The following is a 26,413-nucleotide window of genomic DNA, read 5'->3' as shown; positions in this document are numbered from 1 at the left end:
TACCCTTACTAATACCTTGATAGCTGCCGATATAACTTGTTGTGTACTGGTTATTGATTGTATGTTATTGATTATTAGTAAATTATATTATATCGCTACAGCGTGGTAACCTGTTGTCAGCATTAAGATTCAAATACTATTATGACACCCCTTTACCGTTGGAATTTAGGGTGTCATTTCGTCGCCACAAACGTTTTGACCAACCAAATCAAACAAAATGTCCCCCTTAGGCGTGGCTGCATAAATCGGATGAGTACAGAACTTAAAAGCCCGAAACACTTACCTTTGGTAAACAGCATGAAACCTCATCGATTCGTTTTTATTGTTTTATTGATATTTATGGCAGGCCACGCCACGGCCCAGCTTAAGTATGATGTGCAGCATTACGGCATTGAAGACGGCCTGCCGCAAAAAACCGTAATGGACATGCTGCAGGATCAAAAGGGCTTCATGTGGTTCTCTACCTGGGATGGCATCAGCAAGTTCGACGGGTCGGCGTTTCACTCGTATATTATCAACAAGGAAGACACCCGGCTGATGCGCGGTAACCGCTTCGATAAGATCTACCTGGATAAGCACGGCTACATCTGGACGCGGACGCACGATAACGACATCTACCGTTTTGACCCCCGTCTTGAAGCATTCTCTAACATCCGGTCGTTTCCGCCATTTAAAAAAAGTCCTTTTCATGTGTCGGATGTTATTCCTATGGCCTCAGGCAAGGTGTGGCTGGTGAGCAATAACGAAGGCTGTATCTGTTTTAAGGATACGGCCTTTAAGCCCATGTTGTTTAACATAGGTAACGATAAGCAGATAGACGACCAGGTGCGGGGGATACTGGAGGATAAGGAAAAGCGATCGTGGATATTGACGGATAATGGTTTGTTCCAGTTCTCGCCCGATCTTCGTTCGCGGCGCTCATATTTCACCAATGGGGTCAGTTTTTTTACTGCGGTTGAATTAGGTAACGAAATATGGTTTGGTTCAAAAAACGGCAGCATCTATATATTTAATAAGGACACTAATAAATTTCGTTTGTTCGCTACCGGCTCTCGTTCAGCTATTGCTTTTCTGAAAAAAATAGACGATCAACGCTTATTGATATGTTCTTCCGATAACGATTTTTTGACTTATGATAGCCAGAACAATGCGCTGAAAAGATATGCCGTATCATCATCGTTAGCAGATACTACGGCCGCGCGGATCCGATCATGTTATATTGATACCCGTAAAAATGTTTGGATAGAGACCGGCACCGGCGGCGTTACCCGGTTTAATGCCGAAGCCGGAACGCTTAAATATTACCCCATTAAGCCAGAAAACGCCAACGATAACCTGGTTACGCTTAAGTTTTTAATATGGGAGGATGTGAACCATGATGTTTGGATCCACTCATCGGGAGGGGGATTTGTTTGGTACGATCCATCTGCCGACAGTCTTGTGCCCGTTGTTGGTATGCGGCCGGCTGACGCCAACTCGTTTTCATCTATGTTATACGCCGGCTTTTCGGATAAGCAGGGCAACCTGTGGCTCAGCACCCGTTCGCAGGGTATCGAGAAATTGATCCTGAACGATCCCGCGTTTAAATTCTCGCTGGTGAACGCCAAAGGTAATAACAATGTGCGCAGCATATTGGAGGATAGTCATCACCGCGTATGGATAGCTACCAAGGATGGTAGGATCAATATTTATACGGCTAACCAGGAAAAGTTGGGCATTATCACTGCTGATGGTGGCATTGGCACGGGCAAGCCTTTAGGCGGCATGGCCTACAGTATGATAGAAGATGCCGAGGGCAATATCTGGGTAGGCACCAAGGGCGCGGGTGTATATAAATTAGTGCCCGATGGTACGGACAGAAAATACAAGGTATCGCACTATGTAACCAACAAAGCCGACCCGTACAGCCTTACCGATAACCGCGTTTACCGCATTTATGCCGATAGCCGTAACCGGGTTTGGATAGGTACCTACGCAGGCGGATTGAACCTGGCTGATAATCATATCGACGGACGTTTCTACAATTTCAAAAATCAGTTTAAAAATTATCCCATTAATACCGCTTATCATATCCGCAGCATTGCCGAAGACCATTCGGGCAAGCTGTACATAGGCGCCACGCTGGGTTTGTTTGTGATAGCACCCGATGCTACACAGAATAAATTGGATGAGATCAGGCATTATCAGCGAAGCCAAAAAAATAATGGCCTTGGCGGAAATGATGTTTACGATATCTGCACCACCAGTAAGGGCGATATCTACATCGCCACATTTGGTGGTGGTTTTGATAAGGTGGTGGCTAAAGATAAAGAAGGTTATCCATCGCGCTTTGTAAATTACTCTACCAGGAATGGCCTGCTATCAGATCTGACCAATCAAATAAAGGAAGATACCGAACATAAGCTATGGATAGTTTGCGAATCAAACCTGATGCGGTTTGACCCCAACAAACACACGTTTGAAAATTATTACGACATCAGTCGATTGATCAGGGGCGATAATTTCGCAGAAGGTGGGGATATCAATACCAGCACTGGAAATATCATGTTGGGCACTACCGGCGGCTTTATTACAATTAATACATCGAAGTTAAAGCCTGATTCATTTAAACCTTACATGGCCATCACGGGCTTCCAGTTGGCTAACCGTAATGTGCCTGTCGGCAATTCGTCGCCGCTGATGCAGCATATTGATGACCTGGCATCGCTGAAGCTGGATCATAAGCAAAACTTCATCACCATTTCCTTTGCTGCCCTGGATATGGCCTATACCAAACAGATCAGGTACCAATATAAGCTTGACGGGGTGGATAGCGATTGGGTAGATACCCGCGAGCGGAGTACTAATTATATTAACCTGTCGCCGGGGAAATACGTGTTCCATGTGCGATCAACCAACAGCAAGGGCCTGTGGCTTAATAACGAACATCAACTGCTTATAACCATTGTGCCGGCATTTTGGCAAACAGGCTGGGCCTGGGCGTTTTACATTATCGCGGTACTGTGCCTGGTGTTTTTTATCGCGCGCTCGGTTATTATCTTCTTCAGATTGAAAGACCGACTGGTACTGGAGCACGAGCAAACCGAAATGCGGTCGACTTTTTTTACTGACATCTCGCATGAGATCCGCACGCCACTGACCATGATCGTATCGCCGGTTGAAAACATCCTCGAATCAGAAAAGACCAATCCCAACGTTACCCAGCAATTACAATTGGTATTAAAAAACTCCAGGCGGATGCTGCGACTGGTGAACCAGATACTGGACTTCCGCAAGATACAGCATCAACTGCTTACCGTTCTGGAAACGCCGGTAGGGGCGTTCGTTACCAGTATTGCCAATGATTTTGCAAAAAACGCCCAAACGGAAAATATAACGCTCAGCATCAACGATGAAACGGCTGGCGAAACCATTTATATCGACCGCGACAGCATTGATAAGATGATGTATAACCTGTTATCCAACGCTTTTAAACATACAGCCAAAGGCGGCACGATAACGGTAAACATCACCCCTCAAAACGGGAAGATAGCTGTGCAGGTGGCCGATAACGGCAGCGGCATGCCCGAGGAAATTATGCAAAAGCTGTTTAAGCGCTTTGTTTCTCATCACCCTGATAAAAGCAAGCCAAGTACCGGGATAGGCCTTTCCATTGTGAAAGAGATCGTAGAACGGCATGGCGCATCCATCCAGGTTGATAGTACAGAGAATAAGGGAAGCACCTTTACCGTGCTGTTTTTAAAAGGGACGGAGCACCTGAAAAATGCAGATAATGTAAACTTTGGCACCGCTCCGATTGAAGCAGCCCCGGTTGCAGATAATAATACCGGTCCGGCCGAAGTACAGGACGGGCGAATCTCAATACTTTTAGTGGAAGATGATGACGACCTGCGGAAGTATATTAGCGGCCTGCTGATAAACGAGTACCGGGTTTTTGAGACCATGGACGGGCAGGAAGCGATGGAATTGGCGCAAAAGGAAATCCCTGATTTCATTATTAGCGATATTATGATGCCCAGGATGAACGGGATCGATTTCCTGAAAAAACTGAGGCAGCAACAGTCCACCAGCCATATCCCGCTTATTTTTCTAACCGCCAAGGTGGATAGGGATACAGAAATATCAGCTTACGATCTCGGCGCCGATGCCTATATCACCAAACCATTCAGTACCAAGATGCTGCAATCACGCATTAAGACCATTTTAGATCAGCGTAAAAAGCTTTACCTGCATTTAACCAATAAAAAAGGACTGAACGGCTTATCCGTTGGCCTGCATACACCAGTTCATAACGATCTGAACGACCAGTTTATTAATACCGTAAAGGCCGAAATTGAAAAGAATATCAGCAATGTGGCCTTTACCATCGATAGCCTGATCTCTATTATGCCCATGAGCCGCTCGGTTTTTGTGAAGAAACTAAAAAGCCTGACCGGCTTAAGCCCCATTGAGTATATGCGGGTGATCAAATTTCAGCACGCCGCTAAGCTGATCGAGACCGAGCAATACTCCATCAAAGAGGTATCCTACATGGTTGGCATTAGCGATACCAAATACTTTTCGCAGCGCTTTAAGGAAGTTATGGGCATGCTGCCCAGCGAGTATAAGAAAAATAGCAAAACTTAAAAGAATTTACTATCGTGGGCTTGTATGACAATATATCAGATAAATAAGGCAATCGATTGCATTGTTTTTGCAAATGTATCATTAGCTTTGGGATATCAACCGGCAGCAACCGGTAAACCTTTATTATAAGTATAATGTCGATTAGAAAAGCAATAAGCTTTACATGCGTACTGGCCCTTACAGTTGGCGCGGTGAACGCGCAACAAAATTTAAAACTGTGGTACAACAAGCCCGCGGCCAACTGGAACGAAGCCCTGCCCATCGGCAACGGGCGCATAGCCGGTATGGTATACGGCACTACCGCCGCCGAGCAAATTCAATTGAACGAGGAAACCGTTTGGGCTGGTGGTCCCCATAATAATGTGAACGCTGATGATAAAGCCATTGTGCCCGAGCTGCGTAAGCTGATCAACGAAAAGAAATATATCGAAGCCCAGGCACTGGCGAACGAAAAGATGTTCTCTAAACAAAACGGCATGCCTTACCAAACAGTCGGCAGCTTGTTTATCAGCTTCCCGGGGCATGATAATGTAGCGGATTACTATCGCGACCTGGATATCTCTAAAGCGGTTTCCACCGTAAGCTATACCGTTAACGGCGTGCATTTTAAGCGGGAAACCTTTGCCTCGTTTACCGATCAGGCCATTATTACCCGCATAACTGCTGATAAACCCAATGCCGTCACCTGTACGCTAAGCATGCAAACGCCGATGGCTAAGCATGCCGTAAGTACCGCAAATAATATACTGACATTGAACGGCACTACCGATTCGCGCTCAGGGATAGACGGGCAGGTGAAATTCCAGGCGCAAACTAAAGCGCTTAATATGGGCGGAAGCATATCGGCCAATGATACGTCACTGACCATTACCAAAGCCAACGCGGTAATCATTTATACCGCCATGGGCACCAACTTTAAAAACTATCACGATTTAAGTGGCGATGCCACCGCTAAAACATCGGCCTATTTAAATGCCGCAATAAGAAAGCCTTACGCACAGGCTTTGAAAGATCATATTGCGTTTTACCAACGTTACTTTAACCGGGTAAATTTCAAATTGGGTACATCAGCAAATTCATCATTAAAAACCATGGACCAGCGCGTTAAGGATTTTGATAATGGCGATGACCTGGCATTGGTGCCGTTATACTACCAGTTTGGTCGATACTTGCTGATATCAAGTTCTCAACCCGGCGGGCAGGCGGCAAATTTACAGGGTAAATGGAACGATAAGGTGTCGCCGCCATGGGGAGGTAAATATACCATCAACATTAACACCGAAATGAATTACTGGCCGGCCGAAGAAACTAACTTAACCGAACTGACCGGCCCGCTGATCAGCCTGGTGAAGGATCTTTCGGTAACCGGGCGCGATGGTGCAAGCAAAATATATGGCGCGCGCGGCTGGATGGCGCATCACAATACCGATATCTGGCGCATCAGCGGGCAGGTGGATAAGGCTTATTACGGCATATTTCCAACAGGCGGCGCCTGGCTCACCCAGCACTTGTGGGAGCATTATCTGTACACTGGCGATAAGAAATTTTTGAGCGAAATATACCCGGTGTTGAAAGGTGCTGCCACCTATTTTGTAGATGCACTGCAGGAAGAGCCGGATCACCACTGGTTGGTAGTATCGCCATCCATGTCGCCCGAGCACGATTTTATACGGGATAAGGTGGTTGGTTCGGTTTCGTTAACGCAGGGCACAACTATGGATAATCAGATCGTGTTCGATCTGTTCTCTAACACTATCGCGGCAGCAAAGGCGCTTAACACCGATAAAGCTTTTACCGATACACTGATAAACAAGCGGGATCGCCTGCCGCCCATGCATATTGGCAAATGGGGCCAACTGCAGGAGTGGATGGAGGATTGGGACAAGGAGGGCGATAAGCATCGTCACATATCGCAACTGTTCGGCCTGTTCCCCGGCAAGCAGGTATCGCCCTACGCGCATCCCGAATTACAGGAGGCCGCCAAAAATATGCTGATCAGCAGGGGAGATGTATCAACAGGTTGGTCGATGGGCTGGAAGGTGAACTTTTGGGCGCGCCTGCTGGACGGCGACCATGCCTGGAAACTGATAAAAGACCAGCTAAAACCGGCCCCGGCTGTAAACGATAAAACAGCACAGGGTGGTGGTACCTATCCTAACCTGTTTGATGCGCACCCGCCCTTCCAGATAGACGGTAATTTTGGTTGTACTGCCGGTATTACCGAAATGCTGCTGCAAAGCTACGATGGCGATATCGCGCTGCTGCCAGCCCTGCCCACCGATTGGACAACAGGATCTATCAAAGGCCTGGTTGCCCGTGGCGGCTTTATGATAGATATGTATTGGGCCAAAGGTAAAATAACTAAACTGGTAATCACATCAAAACTTGGCGGCAATTGCCGTTTGCGTTTGCCAAATAGCCTGAAAGGCAATGGTGTAATATTGAAACCTGCTACAGGTAATAACAGTAACCCGCTATTCCTTGTCAATCAAATTAAACAGCCTGTTATAGCTGATGCTTCCCGGTTGAAAGGCATGCAATACAAGCCTGCAAAAGTTTACGATTTTAATACAACAGCGGGCAAAACCTATATATTAACCAGCAATTGATCTCTATAAAAATAATAACCAGGAATGAAATATACTTTACTTCTCTGCGCGATAACATTAACCGGCGTTGCCATTGCGCAACAAAAAACGCCAATAAGGCAACAACCTGAAAAAAACATTTCCAAAGTTTGGGTGGCCGATCAGGGTAACGGCACTTATAAAAACCCCATACTTAATGCCGATTATTCCGACCCGGATGCCATCCGCGTAGGCGACGATTTTTATTTGATCTCATCCAGTTTTGAAGATATGCCGGGTCTGCCCGTTTTGCATTCAAAGGACCTGGTAAACTGGAATATTATTGGCCATGCTTTGCTGCGCCAGCCACCTTTCGAACATTTCGACACCCCACGTCATGGCGAGGGGGTGTGGGCGCCGGCTATCAGGTATTATCATAACGAGTTTTATATTTATTATCCCGATCCTGATTACGGCATTTACCTAATCAAGGCTAAAAATCCCGCCGGTCCATGGAGTCAGCCTGTAATGGTGTATGCCGGGAAGGGGTTGATAGACCCATGCCCGCTGATAGATGACGACGGGCAGATGTACCTGGTGCACGCTTATGCAGGCAGCAGGGCGGGCATAAAAAGCATCATCGCCGTAAATAAGTTAAATGCCGATGGCACTAAGGTAACCGATGCCGGGGTGCTGGTTTACGATGGCCACGAACTTGACCCAACCATTGAAGGCCCCAAGTTTTACAAACGCAACGGATACTACTACATTTTTGCTCCGGCAGGCGGTGTATCTACAGGCTGGCAACTGGTGCTGCGATCAAAAAACATCTACGGCCCTTACGAACGTAAAGTAGTGATGGATCAGGGAAAAAGCCCGGTTAACGGGCCGCATCAGGGGGCCTGGGTAAACACCCAAACCGGCGAGGACTGGTTTGTACACTTCCAGGATAAGGACGCCTATGGAAGGGTGGTGCACCTGCAGCCCATGACCTGGAAAAATAACTGGCCGGTGATTGGGGTAGATAAAGATGGCGATGGAAAAGGCGAACCGGTAAGCGTATATAAAAAACCTAATGTAGGTAAAACATACCCTATTGAAACTCCGGCCGAAAGCGATGAGTTTAACGGGCAAACTTTAGGCATGCAATGGCAATGGATGGCGAACGCGCAGGCTACCTGGTATTTTATGGATGGGGGTAAAGGCAACCTGCGCCTGTTCTCGGATAAACTGCCCGAGGGCGCGAAGAACTTATGGGGTGCAGGCAACGTATTGCTGCAAAAATTCCCGGCCGATGAGTTTACGGTTACTACCAAGCTTAATTTTACACCCAACCCTAAGTTAGAGAATGAGCGGGCTGGCCTAACCATAATGGGTTTAAGCTACGCCAATTTAGCGGTAAAGCATATGAAAGATGGCCTGTACCTGGTATATGGGGTTTGCAAAGATGCCGGAAAGGGCAATGCCGAAGACGAAACAAAAGTAGTGAAGCTGACATCAAACTCCGTTTACCTGCGTGTGCAGGTTACCGCCGGTGCCAAATGTAACTTTAGCTACAGCCTTAACGGGAGCGATTTTATGCAGGCCGGCAGCGAATTCCAGGCCAGGGTAGGGCAGTGGATAGGTGCAAAGGTAGGTTTGTTCTGCACCCGCGAAAGCCAAACTAATGATTCGGGCTATGCCGATTTTGATTGGTTTAGGGTAAGCGCCGTTAAATAAATTTTGTAATTAGGATCAGGAATTTAATTATGCATAAAAAGTTGGGGCTAATATTGCTTGTTTTACTGGTAACCTGCGGCAAACTCTTCGCGCAGGATTTTATTGAGCTGTGGCCCAAGGGGCATATCCCCAACTCTAAACACCTGAAGCTGAAGGACAGCATTGCCAACGAGCGTATTTACCGGGTGATGCTGCCAGGTATGTACGCATTCTTCCCCGGTACGCAGGAGAACAAGGGCGCTGCCGTAGTGATATGCCCGGGTGGGGGGTACGAGCGTTTGGCTTATGTGATCAGTGGTTTTCAACTGGCCAAATGGTTCAATACCATGGGCATAACTGCCTTTGTGCTAAACTACCGACTGCCCAATTCGCCTGACCTGGTTGAACGACAAACCGGGCCGCTGATGGATGCACAACGGGCTATCAGATATATACGGGCAAACGCAACGAAATGGGGCATTAAGCCCGATAAGATAGGTATTATGGGATCCTCATCGGGTGGGCATTTGGCGGCTACCGCCGGGGTAACCGACCGGGATGTTTCGGCTATTAAGGATAGCCTGGATAATGTTGCCTTTAAGCCCGATTTTATGATACTCGTATCGCCGGTGATTGATCTGAGCACCACTTACGCACATCCCGGCAGCGTGAAGAACCTGTTAGGCCCTAATGCTACCGATGATTTGAAAAAGCAATTCTCGGCACAGTTAAACGTAAATACAAAAGCGCCGCCATGTTTTATTGTGGATGCCATTAACGATAAAACCGTTAACCCCATGAATAGCCTGCTATTTTACCAGGCGCTACTACAGGCTGGCGTACCTGTAAGTTTCCATGCATTCCCGCAAGGGGCACACGCTATTGCGTTGCGAAATAATCCCGGTTCAACCGATCAGTGGACAAAACTTTGTGAGGCATGGATGATCGAAATGAATCTCATCCCCGAAAAATTAAACGGTAAATAACGGGTGCGAAACAAAATCTGGAGTAGTTTAGTTGCCCTCCAGGTAACGGAACGAACCAGGGACTACAGAAACAACAGCAGGCTTGTCTTTAGAAACTGCTAAGCTAACAATGGCCGTTTTGCGCATCCCGACAGTGCTGTTTGAACTGTGGGTATGGAAAACGTAGTACAACTTGCCATCCTTTTGTAAGATATCGCCATGGCCGCTGCCGTTTCGCCCGGTGTTTTTTCGGCTGATGATAGGGGTGCCGGCGTATTTGGTCCATGGGCCGAGTAGGGAGGGGGAAGTGGCATATCCTACAGCATAATCGATATTCCTGAAATCATTAGCCGAATAAAACAGGTAATATAAGTTGCCGATCTTTATAACTGTCGGCCCTTCGGATACCGGCCATCCCGAGTTGGCCGTATTCTCCCAGCCCGATTCGGCGTGCAGGCATTCTTTTACGGTTGTCGAATCGATATCACTCAGATCATTTTTAAGCCGGGCCGAAAATATGCGATTGCCCTGTTGCAGGCGCACAAAGTAGAGATAAAAGTCGCCATTGGTATCCTTAAAAATAAATGGGTCGATATGCTTCCCTTGTAAAGTGACCGGCTTATGTACATTTTGAGTGAACGGCCCTAAGGGACTATCGCCTTCGGCTATAGCAATATGTTCATCGGCAGTGTAAGCCATGTAATACTTTCCGTTTTGTTTGATTACCTGCGGTGCCCAAAAGCCTTTGGTACCATAAGCATCGCCTTTTAACAAGGCGTTTTTACCTTGGCGTTGCCAGTTGATCAGATCAGTCGAAGTATAGACAGGGAAGCCGTTGGGGTTGCCGGTGCCATATAAGTAATAGGTGCCATCATTGTTAAATATGGTTGGGTCGGCGAGTTTGATAGTATCTTTCCCTGATTGCGCATGAGCGGCAGTTATCCCTATAAAAAATAGTATGGCGGTAATTACTCTTTGCATTGCTTATTCTGTTTTTTTCCAGCTGCTTAACTTGAACTCAAATTTTTGGTGAACCGGTAGCCTTAGTTCAAAAACAATATTATCAGCATTGCCCGAAGCTAACGTTAATGATCCATTGTGCAGTTCGGTAAGCGATTTTGCCAGCGAAAGGCCGATACCTGTGCCGGGCTTCTCATTGGCCCGCAAACGGAAGAAAGGCTCAAAGATCTGTTCCTGGAATTCTTCGGGAATGGCTTTGCCATCGTTGATAAAGCGAATGATAAACTGTTCGTCCTTATCCTTAAACGAAACAATGCTGATGGTTGCCTTAGTAGCGGCGTACTTCACCGCGTTTGATACCAGGTTACTGAAGATCTTCACCAAAGCCTCCCTGTCCACAAAAGCCACCACCTGGCTTTTAGGTAATTCAAGGTTCAGGCTGATCTTATATTTTTCTGCTTCCTGTTTAAACGCGGCAATTTGCTCCTTTAGCAGATCGTTGATATTGACATTCACAAAGTTTAGCCCAAACTGGTCCATTTCGGTTTTACGAAAATCCAGCAATTGGGCGGTCAGGTCGGCTAAACGGCGGGCGTTCTTCTCCACCATCAGCAGGCTTTTTTTAATGGCAGGCTGCTCTTCCGCTTTTTTGATCAGGCGCTCAACCGGGCCTACGATAAGGGTTAGTGGTGTTTGTATCTCGTGTGCTATATTGGTGAAAAACTCAATTTTAGCCTGGTAGATCTCCTTTTCCTTTTCGTGTTCAAACAGTTGCAGTTTGTTTAAATTCTTGCGCTCCAGGTATTGGTGATAATAACGTATGGATAGATACAGGCTGATGACCAGGATTAGCAAATAGCAAAAATAAGCTGTATAGCTTTTCCAAAAAGGGGGTAGTATCTGTATAAACAAACGCCGTTCCTTGCCTGCCCAACTGCCTACATTGCTTTCGGCCTGCACAATAAAAGTGTATTTACCGGCAGAAAGGTCGGTAAAATAGGCGTTGCGGTTACTGTTAAGGTAGGTCCAGTCATGATCCAGCCCCTTCATCAAATATTTATACCGGGTAACCTTGGGTGATGAATAATTTAACGACGCGAACTCGATGCTGAAATTATTCTGATCATGTGCCAGCACAATTGTATCTGTATACAGGATCGATTTGGTCAGCGGGCCATCCTCTGTTCCGGGTACGATCTCCTTATTGCTGATCTGAAAGCCGGTAATATAAGTCGGCGGGCTTGGATCGCGCTGCCCAAACTCGGCAGGGTTAAAAGCAACCATCCCCTTAACCGATCCGAAGTACATCTTCCCATCCACATCCTTATAAGCCGAATTATAGTTGAACTGGTCGGTAATTAACCCGTTAGATTGCGTATAGATCTTAAACTGATCAGTATGCATATCTATACACACCAACCCCCTGAGCGAACTGAGCCACAGGTGCTTGGAGTTATCCTCCAGCATGCGGAACAGCACATTGCTGGGCAGGCCGTTCTCGGTGGTGAATTTTTTAATAGTTTTCCGGTCTGGACTTAGTTTGATAAGGCCGCCGCCCTCGGTAGTGAACCACATGGCATGGTTACTGTCCTCCAATATCCCGTAAACGGCAAACTCGTTTACAATTTTATTATCCACTTTGTCTCCAAAGCGGATATTGCCGTGTTTGCCCGTTTTAGGGTTGTAATAAAAGGCGCCTTGCGCTATACTGCCCGTCCAGATATTGCCTTCGGCATCCTCCTTAATATCGTATACATACGAGTTATAGGGTATCTGCTTAACCCGTGTAAATTGCTTTGCCTTCCTGTCGTAAGCGAACAGGCCAGAGCCTGTACCTGTAGTGCCGACAAGCAATGTACTGTCTTTGGTAAGATAGATACACAACACAAAATCGCTGATCATGTGGTTCTTCTCGCCAATCAGCTTAAAACGGTCGGTAACCAGCCCTGTCCGCACATCCATTACCTCCATGCCATGCAAAAACGGCCCTACAAACAGTTGATCACCCACGGCCAAAAGGCCATGTATATTGGGGTATGATATACCACTTTGCCGACCATTGGGTTTGTAGCCTGTAAACTGCCCGCTTTTTAAATTGAATTTATTAATGCCGGCATCTTCGGTACCAATCCACAAATTGCCTTTATTATCGCGGCAGATCTCGCGCACGGCATTGCCCGATATGGAGTTAACACCCAGCAGGGGATAATACTTTTCAAACCGGGCGTTTTCTTTCGAGTAGTAGTTCAATCCGCCAAAAAAGGTGCCCACCCACATGCCGTCCTGGTTATCCTTACAAACGGCGTAAACGGCATTGTCCGAAATGGAATAAGGGTCGCCCGCTCGCTTGCGCAGGTTGTAACTGGTGTTGGTGGCTAAATTGTAAATATAAATGCCCGATTCTGTAGCCACCCAGTACTTGTCATCGCTCTCAGCGGTAATATCGCGTACGTAGATCTCGGTGTTATCACTGTTATGCTGTAGCAGGGATCGGATCACCCCGGTTTTTACGTTATAGCTTTTTAGCCCCTGTTTAAAGCAGCCTATCAAAACCTCGTTTCTTTGTGTAGGCAGTATCTTACTGATAGACCGTAGGTTGGCCGGCACGCTTTTATCAACTATCCGTGTTTCGGAAAATTGACTGGTATTGATATTATAGATGCGTACCACGCCATCATCGTTACCCATCCACAAATTCTCGCTGCCATCAAAAGCCAGGCACGATCCCCGCATTTTCATATCGGCGAGTTTGCTTTGTGCCTGTTTATATTCATACAGCTCGCCATCTACCAAAAACCACAGGTTATTTTTGCGGTCTATCAAAATATAGCTTACGCCGGTTTGCGGCACGCCATCAAGCGGGGTAAACACTTCGGTATACGGATCATATTTGTAGATACCGCGGCCGGTACCCACCCATAACATACCCTTTTTATCTTCGGCAATGGAGTTGACGATGTTGTTGCCGATGCTGCCAAACTTGTTCTTTTTATTGCGATAGGTTTTAAAGGTGTATCCATCAAAGCGGTTCAGCCCGCCGCGGCTGCCTATCCACATCAGGCCTTTGCTGTCCTGTATCACCGTAATAACGGTGTTATGCGCCAAACCCTCATCGGCCTGGTAATGCTTAAAATAGTACGATTGTCCCTTGCATACCGTTACACTAAGCAGTACGATGAATGGTAAACAAAGGGTTTTAAATAAGCGGCGCATAATCGGTAGATCAAATATATATAAACCGCAAGATTATGGCCGGGCATTTTGCCGATTGAGACAAATCGACAAAAGATTGAACAATTTATGCGGATGCGGTTTGCTTAATTTGAACCTTATAAGGCCACATTATAACCTGTTTTGTAAATTTAGTATTCGCTTTTAACTCAAGTATATGAAATACCTGCTGATCGCTTTTTGCTTTTTAAACTCGATGTTAGGCTGTGCCTATGCGCAGGGTACGGGCCCGGATACCTTTACCAACCCGGTATTACCCACTGGTCCCGACCCATGGGTTACTTATAAAGATGGCTTTTATTATTACACCAACTCCACCGGTAACCGGCTGGATATCTGGAAGACAAAAACCATAGCGGCCTTAGCCACCGCTACGCATAAAACCGTTTGGAAGCCCCCCGTTAATACCGCTTATTCCAAAGACCTGTGGGCGCCCGAACTGCACTTTTTGCAGGGCAAGTGGTACATGTACTTCGCGGCTGATGATGGCCATAACGCGCAGCACCGCATGTATGTTATCGAAAATTCTTCGGCCGATCCGCTGGAGGGTGAATGGGTTTTAAAGGGACAGGTTGCCGATGAAAGCAATAAGTGGGCGATAGATGGTTCCGTATTTGAGAGTCGCGGCCAACTTTATATGATCTGGGCCGGCTGGGAGGGCGATGCCAACGGCCAGCAGAATATCTACATCGCCAAAATGAAGAACCCTTACACCATCAGCAGCGAAAGGGTAAAGATATCAAGCCCCGAATTTGAATGGGAAAAGTTTGGCGACCTGCATGATGCCAATAATCCACCGCATGTAAACGTGAACGAAGGGCCGGAGATTTTGAAGCACGGCAATCAAATCTTCCTCATTTATTCGGCCAGTGGCTGCTGGACAGATCATTACGCGCTGGGGATGCTTTCGGCTAAGGTATCTGCCGATCTGATGGATCCAAAATCGTGGAAGAAGTCGGAAAAACCGGTGTTTGAAACCAGTAAGGAGAACAGCGTATACGCGCCGGGGCATAACAGTTTTTTTAAATCGCCGGATGGGCGGGAGGACTGGATCATCTACCACGCCAACCCCGGCCCGGGATGCGGATGCGGTAACCAGCGCTCGCCGAGGATCCAAAAGTTTGGCTGGAAAAAGGATGGCTCGCCCGATTTTGGGATCCCTGTAAAAACCGGGGTGCCTTTAACCGCGCCGGCCGGAAAATAAAATATCGACCATAAACAATCTAAAATATCTATATGAAAAAATTGCTTTTTATAGCAGTACTGGCATTTGCTACGCACAATTTATCTGCGCAAAATAAAATGTGGACCGCCGAAAAGGCCAATAAATGGTACGCAGTGCAACCCTGGTACAGCGGCAGCAACTATCAGCCAAGCACGGCTATTAACCAGTTGGAGATGTTCCAGGCCGCGACTTTCGACCCGCAGACCATTGATAAGGAATTGGGCTGGGCGCAGCACCTGGGCTTTAACGCTATGCGCGTATTTTTGCACCACGTATTGTGGACAAGCGATAAGGACGGCTTTAAAAAGCGCCTGAACGAATACCTGACCATTGCCAACAAGCATGGCATTAAAACCATCCTGGTGTTTTTTGATGATTGCTGGAACGATACCTATCACGCCGGCAAGCAACCCGACCCAAAAACCGGTGTACACAATAGCGGCTGGGTACGCGACCCGGGCACGGCCATCCGTAATAACCCCGACAGCTTAAAAATGCTGGAAGCTTATGTAAAGGATGTAATGACGGCGCATAAAGACGATAAACGCGTTTTAATGTGGGATTTGTATAACGAGCCGGGTAACAGCAAATATCTGAATAACAGCCTGCCTTTGTTAAAGTCGGTTTTCGCTTGGGCAAGAGAGGTTAATCCATCGCAACCATTAAGTTCGGGCGTATGGAATTGGGGGGATGGCTTTAAAGACCTGAACAAGTTTCAGCTGGAAAATTCGGACGTGATCAATTATCACGATTATGAAAAGCCCGAGGCGCATCAAAAAAAGATAGAAGAATTAAAAGCCTATAACAGGCCGCTGCTGTGCACCGAATACATGGCCCGCCGTAACGGCAGCCTGTTCCAAACCATTATGCCGATGTTAAAGGCTGAGAAGATAGCCGCCATTAACTGGGGCTTTGTATCGGGTAAAACCAATACCATTTTTGCCTGGGATACCCCGATTGCCAGCGGCGAGGAACCTAAACTATGGTTTCACGATATCTTCCGTAAGGACGGCAGTCCGTTTAGCCAGGAAGAGGTGAGCACCATCAGGAAGTTGACTGCGGCGAAATAGGTTAGCTTCGTCCTATACCCTGTGCAAAGCAGGAGTAGTGCAAAGAAAGTTCCCTCCCAAGGGCTATCGTGCAGACACATCTTTTAATGTGATGTAGCTGGGGAAAGTATCGATAATAACCATTAAAATGGTGGCGTAAAGGTGTCAGCACCCTTAAAAAACACGGTAGTGATGAGAAAATGAAAATTTGAACAAATGCATATATTGAATTGTAAATCAATATGTTGCGTGTTCATTTTTTGTTCAAAAAAAGCACTTTTTTGTTCAATTATTTCTTCGCGTGAAACAGATATGCTTTTCCCTGGATCATGAACTTTCCATTTTTAAAGTTGTGTCCTTACGATAGTCCCTGGGGAGGGGTGCGGATGATTTGTGTAGCGGGGGGAGGGGTTTATGCGATATTGGATTATGGATAAACCCCTTCCTGCACCCTCTCGATAGTAATAGCCCATGATTAGACAGTTCCCTCCTTGGGGAGGGCGGGCTTGTGTAGTGGTAGGGAGGGGTTTAGTCGATATGCTATACCGTATAAACCCCTCCTTACACCCTCCCCATGGGCAATGTCATTAAGTTAAGGATGATCAGCCGAATAAAGCCCCCTCTAAATCTCCCCCGGTAGGGGAGACTTAGGGCTGCACAAGCATAAAATTCTTAAAGTCCTCCCCTTTGGGGAGGATTATTTCATGAGGGCTTCGCCGTTTAGGTGGGGCTTAAAAGCTTAACTTAATGACATTGCCCCATGGGAGGGAATCGCACATTCCCAACGTTTTTATTACAATATGCCTAATCATAGGCCATTACTCTCTCGATGTAGGGGACCGTGCGACTATTCTACAGATTAGGTGATTACTTATCCAGCGAATCCAAATAATCCATCGGCGAGATGTGGAAGTGTTTTTGGAAGTTCTTTCCAAAAACACTTTGCGAGCTGTAGCCTACTTGCCGGGCAATCTCGGCCATGCTGTATTCGTTCCGGGTGATCAGTTCGGCGGCGCGTTTAAGGCGGGTAACGTCAATCAGTTCCTTTGGCGATAGCGACGACAGCGACTTGATCTTGCGGTAAAAGGTCGGTCGGCTCATGTGCATGTGGTCGGCCAGGCTATCGATATCCATTTTGGTATCGCGGATATTCTTGCGGATATATTCATCCAGTTTCTTTAAAAATTGCTCGTCGGTTTTAGAATATGCCATCACCCGCACATCCTCAAAAGGCGAACTGGCAAAATGCTCCTTTATCTTTAAGCGGTTTTTAAGCAGGTTGGCAATTTGCAACTGCAAAAACTCAGGCGAAAAGGGTTTTTGGATGTAGGCATCGGCACCGGCCTCCAGGCCGTCTATCTGCGCCTTATAAGTGTTTTTGGCCGTAAGCAGGATGATGGGGATATGGCAATAATCAACGTTTGATTTGATGGTGTGGCAAAGCTCAAAGCCATCTATCCCCGGCATCATAATATCGCTGATCACCAGGCTTACCATTTGGCTATCCAACATTTTAAGCGCTTCTACTCCGTCTGCCGCCAGGTGCAACTGGTACGATTCGCCCAAAACTTCCGACAGAAATTCCAGGATATCCTCGTTATCGTCAACTATCAGTATGCTATCGTTCATGGGTTTTATGGGCTGTTACCGGGGCCTCTAAATTAATGGCAAATAGTTAAAAAACGAATGCGCCCGAAAAAAATGAGACAAAACGACTAAAATTTGAATAAATTGGTAAATACTTAAAGGCTTATTTTGAAGCTGTTAAAACCAATTACTATCCAACTGACCATTTTTGCAAACCTATTTATATGAATATATCTTTTAAAAAGCTAGGCCTGGTATTGGGCCTGGGTTTAACGGCCCTGGGCTATGCCAATGCGCAGGACAAGATGCCGGCCTACCCGCTCATCACGCATAACCCATACTTCAGTATCTGGTCAAACACCGATAAACTGAACCAATCGGTTACCCATCATTGGACGGGAAAGGACCAATCGCTGTTGGGCATTATTAAGGTTGATAACGATCTTTATCGCTTCATGGGCGAGGCATCACCAACTTATAAAACCATTTTGCTTGCCGGGGATGAGCAGCAATACAGCGTACGTTATCAAATGGAAACCAAGCCCGCTGATGGTTGGGAGAAGCCGGAATTTAACGACCAGGCCTGGCAAACCGGCATGGCCCCTTTTGGCGATAGCCGGGCTAAGGCCGGCACTACCTGGACCGGCACCGACATTTGGTATCGCCGCAAATTTACCCTAAGCGAAATGCCACAGGGAAAACTGCTGCTGAAGCTGCATCACGATGATGATGCCGAGATTTTTCTGAACGGTCAGCGCATCAGCCGTCAGCGTGGCGCCAATGGCGATTATGAACTGATCCCCCTGAACGATGATGTAAAGGACCGCTTTAAAACAGGCGAAAACCTGCTGGCCGTACATTGCAAAAACACCGGCGGCGGCACCTGGATAGATGCCGGCTTTGTTACCGAAATAGTTAACGACGCGCAGGCCGGCGTAAAAACTGCCGAACAAACTGCCGTAAAAGTAAGTGCTACGCAAACGGTATATAGCTTTAAATGCGGCCCGGCCAACCTGAGGGTTACATTCACATCCCCGCTGGTGATGACCGATCTGGCCCTGTTATCGTCGCCGGTATCGTACATTACCTACCAGCTTAAGGCTACCGATGGCAAAAAGCATAACATCAGCATTTACCAGGGGGCCAGCAGCAATATCGCGGTGAACCAGCCATGGCAGCAGGTGCAAACATCGGCCTATACCAAAAACGGGCTGCGCATTATTAAAGCCGGCACCACCGAGCAGCCTATGCTGCAGCGCAAGGGCGATAACGTACGGATTGACTGGGGCTACATGTACATCGCCGCACCGGCATCAGCAGGGGCGAAGCAATATGCTACTACCGATGCCGATGCTATCGCATCGTTTACAAACGCCAAATATGATAACGTAGCCAGTACCGGTAAGCAATTGATGCTGAATACGGTGATCCCATTTGGTTTGGTGGGTAAGGATGCTTTATCAAAATACGTGATGATGGGCTATGATGAGCTATTCTCGGTACAATACTTTGGTACTAATTTAAAGCCATGGTGGCGCAACGCCCCAAATGCAAGTATGGAGGGCGCCCTGTCTGCCGCTGCTAAAAATTATACGGCGGTTATTGCCAAATGCAACGCTACCGATACCAAAATTTACCAGGATGCTTACAAAGCCGGTGGCGAAAAGTACGCGCGTTTGTGCAACATGTCATACCGCCAAAGTATTGCGGCGCATACGCTGGTTAAAAGTCCACAGGGCGATTTGCTGTGGTTATCTAAAGAGAATTTTAGCAACGGTTCTATTAATACGGTCGACGTAACCTATCCATCGGCACCGCTTTACCTGCTTTACAATCCGGAGTTGATGAAGGGGATGCTGAACGGTATATTCTACTATAGCGAAAGCGGAAAATGGACCAAGCCATTCGCCGCGCATGACCTGGGTACGTATCCTTTAGCTAACGGACAAACCTACGGCGAAGATATGCCGGTGGAGGAATGCGGCAATATGGTGATACTGGCAGCTGCCATTGTAAAAGCCCAGCACAACCCGGCTTACGCCAAAATACACTGGAAAACGCTGACCACCTGGACCAACTACTTAGCCGAAGCAGGCTTTGACCCCGGTAACCAGTTATGTACCGATGACTTTGCCGGTCACCTGGCGCATAATGCCAATCTATCGGTAAAGGCCATTGTGGCCATAGGGGCTTATGCGCAGATGGCGCAGCAACTGGGTGATGCCGCCACCGCTGCCAAATACAGCGCCATGGCTAAGGACTACGCCAAAAAATGGATGGCCAAGGATGATGCCGGCGACCACTACGCACTTGTATTCGGCAATAACGATAGCTGGAGCCAAAAGTATAATATGGTTTGGGATAAGGTGTTGAAGCTAAACCTGTTCCCGCAGAAGGTTTACGATACCGAGATGGCGTGGTATGTGAACCATCAAAAGGAATATGGCCTGCCGCTGGACAGCCGGAAGACCTATACCAAATCTGACTGGATAATATGGACCGCCAGCATGGCCGAAAAGAAGGCCGACTTTGACGCGCTGGTTAACCTGGTTTATAAATACGCTACCGAAACACCAACACGCGTACCGCTAAGCGACTGGCACGAAACCACCACCGGCAAGCAGGTGGGTTTCCAGGCCCGCAGTGTGATTGGCGGATACTGGATGAAGGAGTTGCGCGATAAAATGACACGCTGATAATTTCGGACACCATAGAAGAGGGGGAGTTGCCAATCGGCAAACTCCCCTTTTTTGTACCTGAGAATTGGTTTCTCATCGATTATAAATCGTCTCAATATCCCGTTGCATAATGAGACAAATCGACGAAAAGTTGAACAATATAATCCTACAGCATCGGCTAAATTAGCATCAGTTGAATTGACTATATGGTATCCCATAGCGGTTCATCACCAAACCAATTTTAAAACCATTGCTAAAAGCAATTAAATCATAAAAATAATTAACCCTGTCTGCTGCTGCGTGCAATGCTGTAGGGGCAGGATAAGCTTGAAAATTTAATAAATACCTCTATATCAGATCAATGAAAACAACAAGACTAACATTTGTAGCCTTATTACAATTAGCCGGCCTTTTGGCGCTTAAACCGGCATCAGCGCAAAAACTGAACACGCTAACCAAGCAGGAAAAAGCCGATGGTTATACCATGCTTTGGGACGGGAAGACAAGCAACGGCTGGCGTAAATTATTTAAAGATAATTTCCCTGACAAAGGATGGGTTATGCAGGATGGTATCCTGACCATCCAGGGTTCAAACGGGCACGAAGAGGGCCTGGGCGGCGATATAGTTACCGATAAATCATACAGCGCGTTCATCCTGAAGTTTGATTTTAAGCTGACCGACGGCGCTAACAGCGGTGTAAAATACTTCGTAACCGAAAAGGAAAAAACCGAACTATCGGGCATTGGCCTGGAATACCAGGTGCTGGATGATGAGAAGCACCCGGATGCCAAATTGGGCCGCGATGGCGACCGCAAGCTGGCCTCGCTTTACGATTTGATCCCATCTAACAAACCTGCATCAGTTATTAAGCCCATCGGCGAGTGGAACAGCGGCGAGATCAGGGTTTATCCTAACAACCATGTAGAGCATTGGCTGAATGGTACAAAGGTGCTGGAGTACGAGCGCGGATCTAAGGCATTTGAAGATTTAGTAGCCATCAGCAAATACAAAAAATGGAAGGATTTCGGCATCGCGCCGCAAGGCCATATCCTGTTGCAGGATCATGGTAACACCGTATCGTACCGCAACATCAAGATCAAAGAGCTTAAATAAGCAGCCGGATGGAGACTACAAGACGTGATTTTATAAAAAAATCGGCCATGGCCGCGGCGGGTACTTATTTGGGTACGATGGGCATGTCGGCTAAAAGCTATGCCAATATCATCGGCGCTAACGATAGGGTGAGGGTAGGGGTTGTCGGTTTTTCCGATAGGTTTAAAGATACCCTTTTCCCTTGCTTTTTGAACCATTACAAGGAGTTGAACTTTGATATGGTAGCCCTGTCCGATCTGTGGAGCTATCGCCGTGACCTGGGTATCGCGCATATCAAAAATAAGATTGGCCACGATATTACCGCCTGCCGCAATAATGATGAACTTTATAACCTAAAGGACGTTGACGCGGTGATCATCAGCTCGCCCGACTTCGCGCATGCCTCGCACGCTATCGAGGCGGTGCACAACAAAAAGGATGTGTATTGCGAAAAGCCCTTTGCCGAAACGATGGACGACGCAAAGGCCGCTTTAAAGGCTGTGCGTTCATCAAAGCAAATACTGCAAATTGGTTCGCAGCGCCGCAGCGGGCAAAATTACCAGGCCGCTGCCGAATTTATTAAACAAGGCAAGTTTGGCGATATCACCATGGTGGAGCTGACATGGAACGTGAACCAGCCCGGCCGCTGGCGCAGGCCCGATCTGGTGGCGAAGCTAAAGGAAGAAGATACCGATTGGAAACGCTTTATCCTTAACCGCCCTTACGAACCTTTTAACCCAAGGATCTATTTAGAATACCGCCTGTTCTGGCCATACTCGTCGGGGATGCCGGGCCAGTGGATGAGCCACCAGATAGATACAGTGCACTGGTTCACCGGCTTACCGCATCCGCGTAGCGTAACGGCCAATGGCGGCATTTACCAATGGCACGATGGCCGCCGTAACTGGGATACCACTACCGCGGTTATGGATTACGGCCCGCTGGATGATCCGAACAAGGGCTTCCAGGTGATCTTCTCATCGCGCATGCACAATGGCGATGAGCATCCGGCCGAGATTTACTACGCTAACGGTGGCGAACTGAACCTGATCACCAATACCGTATCGCCTCGTGGTGGATTAACGGAAAGAGCTGCATCGGCCATGCACATGCATGCCAATCTGCTGCCTGAAGTGAAGTTGCCAAATACAGAAGCTGTAGTAGCATCGGCCAATACCGGTGCAGATGCACTAAGCTCTAACCACATGCGCAACTGGCTTGAGTGTATCCGCAGCCGTAAGGAGCCAAACGCACCTGTAGAAGCGGGATATCGCCACTCCATCGCAAACATTATGACCAACGCTGCCGTACACACCGGTGGTAAGGCCACTTTTGATGAAGCCAAACAGGAGGTGATGGTGAACGGAAAAGTGTTTAAATACTAACCTGTGAAAATTTGCCGGGGGCCATCGGTTTGCTTTGGCCCCGCCCGGCAATCAATACAAAAACCTGATTAACTAACCAATTAAAAATATATGAGAAAAACATTTACGATCTGAAACCCATCCGGAAGTGCGAGACCGACGGACCCAATCTATACCAATAACAATAAACCAATATTAAAACTTAATGCTTATGATTTTTTCTACAAAAAAGCTGCGGCGGCTGCATGTGCTTTTAGTCGCGATGCTGTCTACGTTGTTCTTTCAGCAGGCTATGGCGCAATCGCAAATTGTTACCGGCAAGGTAACAGACGCGAACACCGGCGAAGCTGTTATTGGCGCTACGGTAATGGTGGTGGGCACCAAAACCGGCGTCTCTGCCGATATTGACGGCAATTTTAAAATTAATGCTCCCGCAAACAGCATGCTCGAATTTAAAAGTATCGGGTACACATCGGTTACCGTAAAAGCCGATGCATCAAAGCCTATGCAAATTAAACTGAGCGGTATTCACAAAGATCTCAACGAGGTAGTGGTGATCGGTTACGGCACGGCGCAGAAAAAAGACCTGACCGGATCGATATCAACCCTGAAGACAGAGAAACTGGAGAAAGAAGACCCGCGCTCGGTACAGGAATTACTGCGCAGCGGTGTCCCGGGCCTGGTGGTTGGGCAAACCAGCTCTGCCAAAGGCGGCGGTGATATCCAATTGCGCGGCCAGCGTTCGTTAAAGGCCGATAACTCGCCACTACTGGTAGTTGATGGTGTGATCTTCTTCGGAGAACTTTCGGAGATCAACCCGTTGGATATCGACCAGGTAGACGTATTGAAGGATGCTTCTTCGGCCGCTATTTATGGTGCCAAAGCAGCCAACGGTGTGATCATCATCACAACCAAAAAAGGTAAGACCGATAAACCCACCATCCGTTTTACCGCCAACGATGGTTTGGCCACTATGGCCGCTAATCGTCCTGTGTATGATGCCGACGGCTATATCAAATACCGCCAGGACCTGTTTAACAGTACCACCAGGTTTGTTAACCCGGGTAAGTTTATTAACCCTACGGCAGATAACCTGGCCTCGGCCGGCATTACCTATGCCCAGTGGAAAGCCTACGATGCCCTTGCCGGCACCGACCAGGAGATATGGCTGCAGCGTATAGGCCTTTTCGATATCGAACGTGCCAACTATGCCAAAGGCCGTACTTACGATTGGTATAAAAACTCCTTCCAAAAAGGTTTGCAGCAGGATTATACCGTAAGCGCGTCGGGCAAATCGCAGTATAGCGACTATTACTTTTCGATGGGTTACATCCATAACAACGGCATTGTGGTAGGTGATACCTATAGCGCTTACCGTGGTAATCTTAAATTAAACCAAAAGATAAATAATTGGTTAACAACAGGCGCTAATATCAATTTCCAGGACCGTAATGACAACAACTCAGATCTTGCAGTAGATTGGGCCGGACAGATCATTAACAACTCGCCATACTCGAACCCGGTGAACGAAGCCGGCGTGTTATTGGGGCAGCCAATGGGATCGAGTAATAACCAGGGCACCAATACGGCCTATAGCAATCAGTTCAAAGCCTTAGAAGAAGGCACTAACGTGTTAAACACGACCCTGTACGCAACGGTTAAATTCCCTTTCAATATCACTTTTAACAGCAATTACTCGCCGCGTTACCAATGGTATTACAGAAGGTATTGGGAATCGTCGCAGAACCCGTTGTGGAGCGATAACGGTAAGGTGATCCGCGAAAATCAAAAGAACTTTGACTGGCAGGTGGATAATACCCTTAACTGGGACGGCGTATTCGCGCAAAAACACCGTATAAAAGTTACTTTGCTGCAAAATGCCGAAGAGCACCGGACCTGGAATGACCTAACAACCGGTACCGATTTTACACCTACCGATGCATTGGGTTTCCATAACATTGGCGCTGCCACCTTACTAAAAAGTTCGTTTTCTTCAAACGATACCCACAGTACCGGCGATGCTTTAATGGGCCGCCTGTTCTACTCGTTCGATAATAAGTATATGCTTACCGCTACCATCCGTCGCGATGGTTACTCGGCCTTTGGCGCATCTAACCCAAGGGCTACTTTCCCGTCGATAGGCGTGGCCTGGAACTTTGGCGATGAGAAATTCCTGAAATGGGAACCGCTCAGCACCGGTAAGTTAAGGTTATCATGGGGTAAGGGCGGTAACCGTTCTATCGGTATTTACCAGGCCCTGTCTAACCTGACCATCGGTACCGGTAAATACACCTACGCAACATCTACCGGTACACTGTATGATCTTGGCCAGCTATATGTAGACCGTATGGCCAATACCAGCCTTAAATGGGAGTCGACGGCATCATGGAATGGTGGCCTGGACTTTGGTTTCTTTAATAACCGCATTAACGGTAGTATAGATGTATATCACATGCCGACTACCGACCTGCTGATGGACCAGAGCTTGCCTAACTTTACCGGCTTTAGCGTGGTTACCACCAACCTGGGCGAAGTTGTTAATGATGGTATGGAGATCAACCTGAATGCCAACGTAATGCACCGCACCAACTTTAACTGGAATGCCAATGTAAGTTTCTTTTACAACCGGAATACCATTAAGCACTTATATTATACCTATACCAGCACGCTTGACGCAAATGGCAACACCGTATCAATAGAGAATGATGACAATGCCAATAACTGGCATATCGGTCATGATATCAATGCGATCTGGACCTATAAAGTGCTGGGCATCTGGCAAAAAGGCGAAGAAACACAAGCTGCCAAATACGGCGAGATACCGGGCGATGTAAAAGTGCTGGATGTTGACGGCGACGGTAAATACACCAATGCCGATAAACAATTCCAGGGTTCAACCAAACCTCGCTTCCGCTGGACCATGCGCCACGATTTTACCTTCTTCAGGAATATCGACCTGTCGCTGAATTTCTATTCGTACATGGGCCAATATGCAACATCTACCGAATACCTGAACAACACCGGCGCGCTGATAGACAGGAGTAACTCGTACATCAGGCAATACTGGACACCAGATAACCCGACCAACAGTTTCGCGCGTTTAAACTCAAATAACGTGCAGAACATTTCGCCCGCGCAGGTGATCAGCAGGTCGTTCATTAGGCTTGATAATGTAGCGGTATCTTACCTGGTACCATCAAGTTTTACAAAGAAATTTGGCATTGGCCAGCTTAGGGTTAACGGTAGTGTGCGTAACGCCGCTGTGTACGCTAAAGACTGGCATTATTGGGACGCTGAAACAGGCTCGCTATTGCAGCGTACGTTTACTATCGGCGCAAATGTTACCTTTTAATCATTTCTTTAGACCAAT

General features: G+C 47.3%; 13 protein-coding genes. 10 read left to right on the top strand and 3 right to left on the bottom strand.

The annotated features are described in order from the left end of the window. Window positions 1–297 precede the first annotated feature (297 nt). The 4 genes from HQ865_RS13385 to HQ865_RS13370 all read left to right on the top strand — a co-directional run bounded on the left by HQ865_RS13385 (window position 298) and on the right by HQ865_RS13370 (window position 9,877). On the top strand, window positions 298–4,626 hold the full coding sequence (locus HQ865_RS13385; RefSeq protein WP_173415377.1) for a hybrid sensor histidine kinase/response regulator transcription factor: 4,329 nt from the start codon (window positions 298–300) through the stop codon (window positions 4,624–4,626). A 134-nt stretch (window positions 4,627–4,760) separates the two neighbouring features. Further along, a complete protein-coding gene (locus HQ865_RS13380; RefSeq protein ID WP_173415376.1) occupies window positions 4,761–7,235 on the top strand; it encodes a glycoside hydrolase family 95 protein in 2,475 nt (824 codons plus the stop codon). Window positions 7,236–7,259: 24 nt separating this feature from the next. Continuing rightward, entirely contained in the window at window positions 7,260–8,912 is a 1,653-nt protein-coding gene (locus tag HQ865_RS13375; protein WP_173415375.1) for a glycoside hydrolase family 43 protein, read from the top strand. Window positions 8,913–8,941: 29 nt separating this feature from the next. After that, window positions 8,942–9,877: an alpha/beta hydrolase gene (locus HQ865_RS13370; protein ID WP_173415374.1), complete on the top strand. Its 936-nt coding sequence runs from the start codon at window positions 8,942–8,944 to the stop codon at window positions 9,875–9,877. Between the two features lie 27 nt (window positions 9,878–9,904). On the opposite strand, the gene HQ865_RS13365 is transcribed toward HQ865_RS13370, so the two are convergent. Together HQ865_RS13365 and HQ865_RS13360 are read right to left on the bottom strand one after the other, a co-directional pair. Beyond that, the gene (locus tag HQ865_RS13365) at window positions 9,905–10,837 is read right to left on the bottom strand and encodes a glycoside hydrolase family 43 protein (protein WP_173415373.1); all 933 of its coding nucleotides are present in this window, start codon (window positions 10,835–10,837) and stop codon (window positions 9,905–9,907) included. 3 nt (window positions 10,838–10,840) lie between these two features. Next, window positions 10,841–14,029, bottom strand: a complete 3,189-nt coding sequence (locus HQ865_RS13360) for a ligand-binding sensor domain-containing protein (RefSeq protein ID WP_173415372.1) — start codon at window positions 14,027–14,029, stop codon at window positions 10,841–10,843. 175 nt (window positions 14,030–14,204) lie between these two features. Between HQ865_RS13360 and HQ865_RS13355 the strand changes: the two genes are divergently transcribed. Continuing rightward, the gene (locus HQ865_RS13355) at window positions 14,205–15,251 is read left to right on the top strand and encodes a glycoside hydrolase family 43 protein (protein ID WP_202020382.1); all 1,047 of its coding nucleotides are present in this window, start codon (window positions 14,205–14,207) and stop codon (window positions 15,249–15,251) included. A 32-nt stretch (window positions 15,252–15,283) separates the two neighbouring features. Continuing rightward, entirely contained in the window at window positions 15,284–16,342 is a 1,059-nt protein-coding gene (locus HQ865_RS13350; RefSeq protein WP_173415371.1) for a glycoside hydrolase family 2 TIM barrel-domain containing protein, read from the top strand. 846 nt (window positions 16,343–17,188) lie between these two features. Here the strand turns inward: HQ865_RS13350 and HQ865_RS13345 are convergent. Beyond that, window positions 17,189–17,950 carry a response regulator transcription factor gene (locus tag HQ865_RS13345; protein ID WP_173415370.1) on the bottom strand — a complete coding sequence of 254 codons (762 nt, stop codon included), beginning with the start codon at window positions 17,948–17,950 and terminating at the stop codon, window positions 17,189–17,191. Window positions 17,951–18,132: 182 nt separating this feature from the next. On the opposite strand from HQ865_RS13345, the gene HQ865_RS13340 reads away from it, so the two are divergent. The 4 genes from HQ865_RS13340 (at window position 18,133) to HQ865_RS13325 (ending at window position 26,395) form a co-directional block, all read left to right on the top strand. Then, entirely contained in the window at window positions 18,133–20,604 is a 2,472-nt protein-coding gene (locus HQ865_RS13340; RefSeq protein WP_173415369.1) for a glutaminase family protein, read from the top strand. Window positions 20,605–20,947: 343 nt separating this feature from the next. Beyond that, window positions 20,948–21,700, top strand: coding sequence for a 3-keto-disaccharide hydrolase (locus HQ865_RS13335; protein WP_173415368.1), 753 nt, complete (start codon window positions 20,948–20,950; stop codon window positions 21,698–21,700). Window positions 21,701–21,708: 8 nt separating this feature from the next. Further along, window positions 21,709–23,064: a Gfo/Idh/MocA family protein gene (locus HQ865_RS13330; RefSeq protein WP_173415367.1), complete on the top strand. Its 1,356-nt coding sequence runs from the start codon at window positions 21,709–21,711 to the stop codon at window positions 23,062–23,064. A 190-nt stretch (window positions 23,065–23,254) separates the two neighbouring features. After that, window positions 23,255–26,395, top strand: coding sequence for a SusC/RagA family TonB-linked outer membrane protein (locus HQ865_RS13325; RefSeq protein ID WP_202020381.1), 3,141 nt, complete (start codon window positions 23,255–23,257; stop codon window positions 26,393–26,395). The last annotated feature ends 18 nt before the right edge of the window (window positions 26,396–26,413 follow it).

The sequence above is a fragment of the Mucilaginibacter mali genome (genome assembly GCF_013283875.1).
Taxonomy (GTDB): Bacteria; Bacteroidota; Bacteroidia; order Sphingobacteriales; family Sphingobacteriaceae; genus Mucilaginibacter; species Mucilaginibacter mali.
This window is presented reverse-complemented; position numbering and strand designations above follow the sequence as displayed.

Coding starts and splice junctions, on each gene's coding strand:
- HQ865_RS13385 (WP_173415377.1), top strand. CDS start 298: ATGAAACCTCATCGATTCGTTTTTATTGTTTTATTGATATTTATGGCA.
- HQ865_RS13380 (WP_173415376.1), top strand. CDS start 4,761: ATGTCGATTAGAAAAGCAATAAGCTTTACATGCGTACTGGCCCTTACA.
- HQ865_RS13375 (WP_173415375.1), top strand. CDS start 7,260: ATGAAATATACTTTACTTCTCTGCGCGATAACATTAACCGGCGTTGCC.
- HQ865_RS13370 (WP_173415374.1), top strand. CDS start 8,942: ATGCATAAAAAGTTGGGGCTAATATTGCTTGTTTTACTGGTAACCTGC.
- HQ865_RS13365 (WP_173415373.1), bottom strand. CDS start 10,837: ATGCAAAGAGTAATTACCGCCATACTATTTTTTATAGGGATAACTGCC.
- HQ865_RS13360 (WP_173415372.1), bottom strand. CDS start 14,029: ATGCGCCGCTTATTTAAAACCCTTTGTTTACCATTCATCGTACTGCTT.
- HQ865_RS13355 (WP_202020382.1), top strand. CDS start 14,205: ATGAAATACCTGCTGATCGCTTTTTGCTTTTTAAACTCGATGTTAGGC.
- HQ865_RS13350 (WP_173415371.1), top strand. CDS start 15,284: ATGAAAAAATTGCTTTTTATAGCAGTACTGGCATTTGCTACGCACAAT.
- HQ865_RS13345 (WP_173415370.1), bottom strand. CDS start 17,950: ATGAACGATAGCATACTGATAGTTGACGATAACGAGGATATCCTGGAA.
- HQ865_RS13340 (WP_173415369.1), top strand. CDS start 18,133: ATGAATATATCTTTTAAAAAGCTAGGCCTGGTATTGGGCCTGGGTTTA.
- HQ865_RS13335 (WP_173415368.1), top strand. CDS start 20,948: ATGAAAACAACAAGACTAACATTTGTAGCCTTATTACAATTAGCCGGC.
- HQ865_RS13330 (WP_173415367.1), top strand. CDS start 21,709: ATGGAGACTACAAGACGTGATTTTATAAAAAAATCGGCCATGGCCGCG.
- HQ865_RS13325 (WP_202020381.1), top strand. CDS start 23,255: ATGATTTTTTCTACAAAAAAGCTGCGGCGGCTGCATGTGCTTTTAGTC.